At 41.7% G+C, this 590-nt stretch carries 1 pseudogene; it reads right to left on the bottom strand.

The features are described from left to right. Positions 1 to 428, bottom strand: a pseudogene (locus IQR33_RS01785) (dentin sialophosphoprotein); the annotation flags it as partial. Positions 429 to 590 lie beyond the last annotated feature (162 nt).

The raw sequence follows: 590 nt of genomic DNA, 5'->3' as shown, positions 1-590 counted from the left end.
TCACTACTATCACTATTTAGGCTCACATCAAGATCAGCACTGGTACTGTTGTCGTTAGCGTTAGACGTACTATTGTCGTTGTGGCTTTGAGCTGTGTTAGTGCTCGAGTTTGAGTTGTCGCTGTTGTTATTAAAGCTGTCATCAACACCAAGAGTTGCACTGTTGTCAGTGTCGCTGTTGTCGTTGAAGCTATGACCAATACCTAGTGACGCACTATTATCGCTGTTGTCGTTGAAGCTATCACCAACACCGAGAGATGCGCTATTGTCACTGTTATCATTGAAGCTGCCAGATAAACCGATATCGGTATTAGCGCTGTCAGTCCATTGCATGTTGTCGTCTCCATCATCGATCTCATTCGCGATTAGAGAGCCACTAAATAAAATTGCTGACATTGCTAAAGCAAGCCCTGTTTTGTTTAGAGTCATAACGATTACTCCATTTCCTGTTATTCCTGATTAAAAATGACTGCACTTAACTTCTTGCTGCTTCCTTCAAATGTTGTGGGAAGCGATGAAATTATAAGAAAGGATCAGTGAAAGCTGTTCTCATTATTGAGAATGATTCAGGCTGGAAGGGAGTATTTAGGT

This window comes from Vibrio sp. OPT46 (assembly GCF_015163535.1).
Lineage (GTDB): Bacteria > Pseudomonadota > Gammaproteobacteria > Enterobacterales > Vibrionaceae > Vibrio > Vibrio alginolyticus.
The sequence above is the reverse complement of the archived record's forward strand: the minus strand, read 5'-3'. Positions and strand labels throughout refer to the sequence as shown.